Genomic DNA, 6,728 nt, shown 5'->3' on the forward strand with positions numbered 1-6,728 from the left:
CAGCCGGGCAGCATCAGGCCCGTAACAGGCCTGGTCAGTGACGGACACCCGCTGTAGAACTTCCCTCATGGGCCCCTCAGGGTCCGAACGGGCAGTTGGCGACAGTGCGCGAGGGAACGGGTGACGGCGATGACGGGCAGGACGGCGGAGGAGCGGCAGCGCGAGATCGTCCGGACCGCGCGCCGCACGGGCTCGGTCGAGGTCACCGGACTCGCCGTCGAACTGGGCGTCGCGAAGGAGACCGTGCGACGGGATCTGCGCACCCTGGAGGATCACGGGCTGGTGCGCCGCACCCACGGCGGCGCCTACCCCGTGGAGAGCGCCGGTTTCGAGACGACGCTCGCCTTCCGCACCACGAGCCATGTGCCCGAGAAGCGCCGGATCGCCGCCGCCGCGGCCGAGTTGGCCCGGGACGCCGAGACCGTCTTCGTCGACGAGGGGTTCACCCCGCAGCTCATCGCCGAAGCCCTGCCCCGGGACCGGCCGCTGACCGTGGTGACCGCCTCCCTCGCCACCGCCGGGGCGCTCGCCGAGGCCGAGAACACGAGTGTCCTGCTGCTCGGCGGCCGGGTCCGCCCCGGCACGCTCGCGACCGTCGACCACTGGACGACGAAGATGCTCGCCGGCTTCGTCATCGACCTCGCGTTCATCGGCGCCAACGGCATCTCCCGCGAACACGGCCTCACCACCCCCGACCCGGCGGTCAGCGAGGTCAAGGCGCAGGCGATCAGGGCCTCCCGGCGCACGGTCTTCGCCGGTGTGCACACCAAGTTCGGCGCCGTCAGCTTCTGCCGGTTCGCCGGCATCGGCGCCCTGGAGACGATCGTGACGAGCACCCTGCTCCCGGCCTCCGAGGCGCACCGCTACTCATTGCTGGGCCCCCAGGTCCTCCGCGTCTGAAAGCCCTGCCGCCCACGCCCCCGACGACCCGACCACCCCCTCTCCCCCCGCCCCCTGCGTCCACGTCGGTCCCGAGGCACCCCCACGCCTCACCCCACGCCTCACCTCACCCCTTATCTCCCCATTTCCCTTGTTTCTCCCCATCCCCAGGAGTGATCCATGCGAACCCCGAGCCGGCGGAGGCCGCGCGCACTGCTCGCCGCGGCCGCCGCAGGGACGCTGCTCTCCCCGCTCCTCTCCGGCTGCTGGACCGGAGCGGGCGGGTCGGGCTCCGGCGGGAACTCCATCAACGTCCTGATGGTCAACAACCCGCAGATGGTCGAGCTGCAGAAGCTCACCAAGGCCCACTTCACCCGAGAGACCGGCATCAAGGTGAACTTCACCGTCCTGCCGGAGAACGACGTCCGCGACAAGATCAGCCAGGACTTCGCCAACCAGGCGGGACAGTACGACGTCGCCACCCTCTCCAACTACGAGATACCGATCTACGCCCGCAACGGCTGGCTGCACGAGATGGACTCGTACGTCCGCCAGGACAGCGGATACGACGAGCGGGACATCCTCGAACCCATGCGGCAGTCGCTGACGGCCGCCGACGGAAAGCTCTACGGGCAGCCGTTCTACGGCGAGTCGTCCTTCCTGATGTACCGCAAGGACGTGTTCGCCGCGAAGAACCTGACGATGCCCGCGCACCCGACCTGGCAGCAGGTCGCCGGCCTCGCGGCGAAGGCGGACGGCGCCGAGCCCGGTATGAAGGGCATCTGCCTGCGCGGTCTGCCCGGCTGGGGCGAGGTCATGGCCCCGCTCACCACCGTGGTCAACACCTTCGGCGGCACCTGGTTCGACAAGGACTGGAAGGCGCGCCTGGACTCCCCCGAGTTCGAGAAGGCCACCAGGTTCTACGTGAACCTCGTCCGCGAGCACGGCGAGTCCGGCGCCGCCCAGTCCGGGTTCGCCGAGTGCCTGAACAACATGACCCAGGGCAAGACGGCCATGTGGTACGACGCCACCTCCGCCGCGGGCCTGCTGGAGGCCAAGGACTCCCCGGTCAGGGGAAAGCTCGGCTACGTCCCGGCCCCCGTCGAGAAGACCGGGTCCTCCGGCTGGCTCTACACCTGGGCGTGGGGACTCCAGAAGGCCTCGCACAACCCGGACAAGGCCTGGAAGTTCATCTCCTGGGCCTCCGGCAAGGGCTACGAGCAACTGGTCGGCGACACCGCCGGCTGGTCGAACGTCCCCGCGGGCAAACGCGCTTCGACGTACACGAACGCCGCCTACGTCAAAGAGGCCGCGGCCTTCCAGGACATGACCCGCCAGGCCATCGAGGGTGCCCGGCCACGTGACCCCGGCGTCCAGCCGCGTCCCGCGCCCGGCATCCAGTTCGTCGGCATCCCCGAGTTCACCGACCTCGGCACCAAGGTCTCGCAGGAGATCAGCGCGGCCATCGCCGGACGCCAGTCCGTCGACGCGGCCCTGAACACGTCCCAGGAACTCGCCGAGAAGATCTCCAAGGAGTACGAGGGCCGATGACCGCCACGACAACGGCCCGCGTGGCCGCTCCCCCCGTACGCACCCACGGACGGCCGTCGCCCCGGCTGCGCGCCTGGGCCGCCCGCGGCCCCCTGCTCCCGGCCCTGATCTTCATGATCGCGGTGACCCAACTGCCCTTCGTGGCCACGCTGGTGATCTCGTTCTTCGACTGGAACGCCCTCTACCCGAAGGCCCGCCGCTTCACCGGCTTCGGCAACTACACGGAGGTGCTGACCGACGCGGGCCTGCGGCACTCCGTCTGGACGACGGTCCTGCTGACCGTCACCGTGGTCCTCGTCAGTCTCGCCCTCGGCCTGGTCCTCGCCCTGCTCCTGGACCGGCGGTTCCGGGGCCGCGGCATCGTCCGCACCCTGCTGATCGCACCGTTCCTGGTGGTCCCGGTCGCCGCGGCCCTGCTGTGGAAGCACGTGCTGTACAACCCCGAATACGGCCTGCTGAACGGTCTGTTGCACTACGTAGGCGGCCCGGCGCCCGACTGGATCTCGGACACCCCGCTGCTCGCGGTCGAGGCGTCCCTGGTCTGGCAGTGGACGCCGTTCATGATGCTGATCCTGCTCGCCGGCCTGCAGAGCCGCGACCACCAGCAGATCGAGGCGGCGCGCGTGGACGGCGCGAACGACTGGCAGGTGTTCCGCCATCTCACCCTCCCCCACCTGCGTCGCTATCTCGAACTGGGGGCGCTGCTGGGCTCGATCTACATCGTGCAGAACTTCGACGCGGTCTTCACTATCACCTCCGGCGGCCTGGGCACCGCCAACCTGCCCTACACCGTGTACCAGAGCTTCTACCAGGCCCACGAGAACGGCCTCGCCTCCGCCGCGGGCGTACTGGTGGTCATCGGCTCCATCGTCATCGCGACCTTCGCGCTGCGCGTGGTGTCGTCCCTGTTCCGCGAGGAGGGGTCCCGCTGATGCGTACCACCACGACACGCCTCCACCCCCGCCGTGCCGGGGGAGCCGGCCTGGGCCTGGCCGCCTGGGCACTCGGCATCGTGTTCTTCCTGCCCATCGCGTGGATGGCCCTGACGTCCTTCCACTCCGAACCGGACGCGGCGAAGAACCCGCCGGCCTTCGGCGCGGCCCTGACCCTCGACGGCTACCGGGAGTTCTTCGGCACGGGCGGCGGCGCGAGCCCCTGGCCCGCGCTCGTCAACTCCACGGTCGCGTCGGTGGCCTCGACCCTCCTCGTCCTGCTGCTGGCCTTCCCGGCGGCGTACGCCCTCTCGATCCGTCCGGTGAAGAAGTGGACGGACGTCCTGTTCTTCTTCCTGTCGACGAAGATGCTGCCGGTCGTGGCGGGCCTCCTCCCGATCTATCTCTTCGCCAGGAACACCGGCACGCTCGACAACATCTGGCTGCTGGTCGTCCTCTACACCTCGATGAACCTGCCGATCGCGGTGTGGATGATGCAGTCGTTCCTCGCCGAGGTCCCCGTCGCGGTGATCGAGGCGGCGCGGATCGACGGCGCCCGACTGCCGACGGTCCTCACCCGGGTCGTAGCCCCCATAGCCCTCCCCGGCATCGCGGCGACGGCCCTGATCTGCTTCATCTTCAGCTGGAACGAGCTGCTGTTCGCCCGGGTGCTCACGGGTGTGGTCGCCGGGACCGCCCCTGTCTTCCTGACCGGATTCATCACCAGCCAGGGCCTGTTCCTCGCGAAGGTGTGCGCCGCGTCGCTCGTCGTCTCCCTGCCGGTGCTCGCCGCGGGGTTCGCCGCCCAGGACAAACTGGTCCAGGGCCTGTCTCTCGGAGCCGTGAAATGAAGGCCGCAGTCATCGAGTCCCTGGGCCGTGCCGTCGTGGCCGAGGTCCCCGACCCGACGCCCGGCCCCCGCGAGGTCGTGGTGGAGGTCGCCGCCTGCGGCCTGTGCGGCACCGATCTGCACATCCTCCAGGGCGAGTTCGCGCCCGAGCTGCCGATCGTGCCGGGTCACGAGTTCGCGGGCACGGTGGTCGGCGTCGGCACCCGGGTGACCGAGCTCGCGGTCGGCGACCGGGTGGCCGTCGACCCGTCCCTGTACTGCCACGAGTGCCGCTACTGCCGTACGGGCCACAGCAACCTCTGCGAGCGGTGGGCCGCGATCGGCGTGACCACCGCGGGCGGCGCCGCCCAGTACGCGACCGCGCCCGTCGCCAACTGTGTGAAGCTCCCCGAACACGTCGCCACCCAGGACGCGGCCCTGATCGAACCGCTCTCCTGCGCCGTCCGCGGCTACGACGTCCTGCGGTCCCGGCTCGGCGCCCACATCCTGGTCTACGGCTCCGGAACGATGGGCCTGATGATGCTGGAGCTCGCCAAGCGCACCGGCGCGGCGAGCGTGGACGTCGTCGACGTGAACCCCGAACGGCTGGCCACCGCCCAGCTGCTCGGCGTCTCCGCGGCCGCGGCGAACGCCGACGAGCTGGACCGCTCGCAGGGCTGGGACGTGGTCGTCGACGCGACCGGAAACGCGGCGGCGATCCAGGACGGCCTGGACCGGGTGGCGAAGGCGGGGACCTTCCTCCAGTTCGGCGTGGCGGACTACGCGACCCGGGTCACCATCGACCCGTACCGCATCTACAACCAGGAGATCACCATCACCGGTTCGATGGCCGTCCTGCACAGCTTCGAACGCGCGGCGGAGCTCTTCGCCGCGGGCGTCCTCGACCCGTCGGTCCTCATCAGCGACCGCCTCCCCCTGACGAGCTACCCCCAGGCACTGGAACAGTTCGCCTCGGGCGTGGGCCGCAAGATCGTGGTAGTGCCCTGAGACTCATGCACCCGGAACCAGTCGACCGCCCGGCCCCGCCCCGCCCCGAAAAGCCATGCCTGCCATGCCTCCCCTTCCCCCCTCTTCACCTTCACCCTTCACCCTTGGGTAAGGGAACGGTAAAGCGCCCCCGCTCGTTACCCCAGTCATGACAGCTATGACGCCCGGCTCGAACATCCCTCTCCCCGTCTCCCGCGTGACGGTGGACGTCACCGCCCCGGTGCGGCTCGACGTGTCGAGCCTGCTGCTCACCGCCGACGGCAAGGTGCGCTCCGACGACGACTTCATCTTCTACAACCAGCCCAACGGCCCCGGTGTCACCTACCGGTCGGGCGGCGGCACCGCGCCCGACGCGATCACGGTCGACACGGCCGCGGTGCCGCCGGGCATCGAGAAGATCGTCGTCACGGCGAGCCCCGACGCGGCGGGGCAGTCGTTCCAGGGCATCGAACCGACGGCCACGATCCGCAACGCGGACGACAGCACGGTCCTGGCCAGCTTCACCCCGCCCCGGCTGGGCTCGGAGACGGCCCTCGTGATCGTCGAGATCTACCTCCGCAACGGCGTCTGGAAGGCCCGCGCGGTCGGCCAGGGCTACGCGAACGGCCTGGCGGGCATCGCCACCGACTTCGGCGTGAGCGTGGAGGAGCCCGCCCCGGCCGCCCAGCCCGCCCCCGCGGCCCAGCCCCCGGCCGCGGACCCCCGCCTCTCCGCCCCGCAGTCCCCGGCCGCTCCCCCGGTCCCGCCCATGCCCCCGGCGCCGCCCGCCGCCACCGGCAAGATCAACCTGGACAAGGGCCGGGTCAGCCTCCAGAAGAACCAGACGGTGTCCCTGGTCAAGGGCGGCGCGCCGCTGCTCTCCAAGGTCCAGATGGGCCTCGGCTGGGAACCGGCGTTCCGCGGCAAGGACATCGACTTGGACGCCTCGGTCATCGCGTACGGCCCGCAGCGCAACCACATCGACAGTTGCTACTTCGGCAAGCTCTCCATCGTGAACGGCGCGATCAAGCACTCCGGCGACAACCTCACGGGCGAGGGCGGTGGGGACGACGAGGTGATCACCGTCGACCTCGGCCGTCTCCCCCAGGAGGTCACCGGCCTGGTCTTCACGGTCAACTCCTTCTCCGGCCAGAAGTTCACCGAGGTGGCCAAGGCCTACTGCCGCCTCATCGACGCCGCCAGCGGCGAGGAACTCGTCCGCTTCGACCTCACCAACGCCGAGGCCCAGACGGGCGTGATGATGGCCAAGCTGATCAAGCAGTTCTCCGGCGAGTGGGACATGACGGCGATGGGCAACTTCGTCAAGTCCCGCACAGTCCGAGGCATGGTGAAGCCGGCGGCAGAGTCCCTCTGACCCACGGCGAACCCCCACGGCCGGGGGCGAATCATTCCCCGGCCGGGGCTGGAATGGTCACCACGACGCACGCGCAGTCGGACTCCGGCGCGAGGGGCCGTGCCGGTACATCGATGCCCGTCGCCACCGACGCCCACCCCTCACCCAACGGCGACGGGCTGATGCACCGGGGGAA

Annotated in this window: 6 protein-coding genes; all 6 read left to right on the forward strand. The window is 70.2% G+C overall.

The genetic code is table 11. The annotated features are described in order from the left end of the window. The first annotated feature begins 129 nt into the window (after positions 1–129). The 6 genes from ACWEBX_RS28040 (at position 130) to ACWEBX_RS28065 (ending at position 6,553) form a co-directional block, all read left to right on the forward strand. Entirely contained in the window at positions 130–900 is a 771-nt protein-coding gene (locus tag ACWEBX_RS28040) for a DeoR/GlpR family DNA-binding transcription regulator (RefSeq protein WP_451887579.1), read from the forward strand. Positions 901–1,059: 159 nt separating this feature from the next. Then, a complete protein-coding gene (locus ACWEBX_RS28045) occupies positions 1,060–2,430 on the forward strand; it encodes an ABC transporter substrate-binding protein (RefSeq protein WP_451887580.1) in 1,371 nt (456 codons plus the stop codon). Then, positions 2,427–3,362 (forward strand): carbohydrate ABC transporter permease, encoded by a 936-nt coding sequence (locus ACWEBX_RS28050; protein WP_451887581.1) that lies wholly within the window; start codon positions 2,427–2,429, stop codon positions 3,360–3,362. Before ACWEBX_RS28045 ends, ACWEBX_RS28050 begins: the two co-directional genes overlap by 4 nt. Next, on the forward strand, positions 3,362–4,213 hold the full coding sequence (locus ACWEBX_RS28055; protein ID WP_451887582.1) for a carbohydrate ABC transporter permease: 852 nt from the start codon (positions 3,362–3,364) through the stop codon (positions 4,211–4,213). The genes ACWEBX_RS28050 and ACWEBX_RS28055 overlap by 1 nt, the downstream gene beginning before the upstream one ends. Next, a complete protein-coding gene (locus ACWEBX_RS28060) occupies positions 4,210–5,199 on the forward strand; it encodes a zinc-dependent alcohol dehydrogenase family protein (RefSeq protein WP_451887583.1) in 990 nt (329 codons plus the stop codon). Before ACWEBX_RS28055 ends, ACWEBX_RS28060 begins: the two co-directional genes overlap by 4 nt. Before the next feature lie 157 nt (positions 5,200–5,356). After that, positions 5,357–6,553: a TerD family protein gene (locus ACWEBX_RS28065; protein ID WP_451887585.1), complete on the forward strand. Its 1,197-nt coding sequence runs from the start codon at positions 5,357–5,359 to the stop codon at positions 6,551–6,553. Positions 6,554–6,728: the final 175 nt, after the last annotated feature.

The sequence above is a fragment of the Streptomyces sp. NPDC005070 genome, assembly GCF_053600395.1.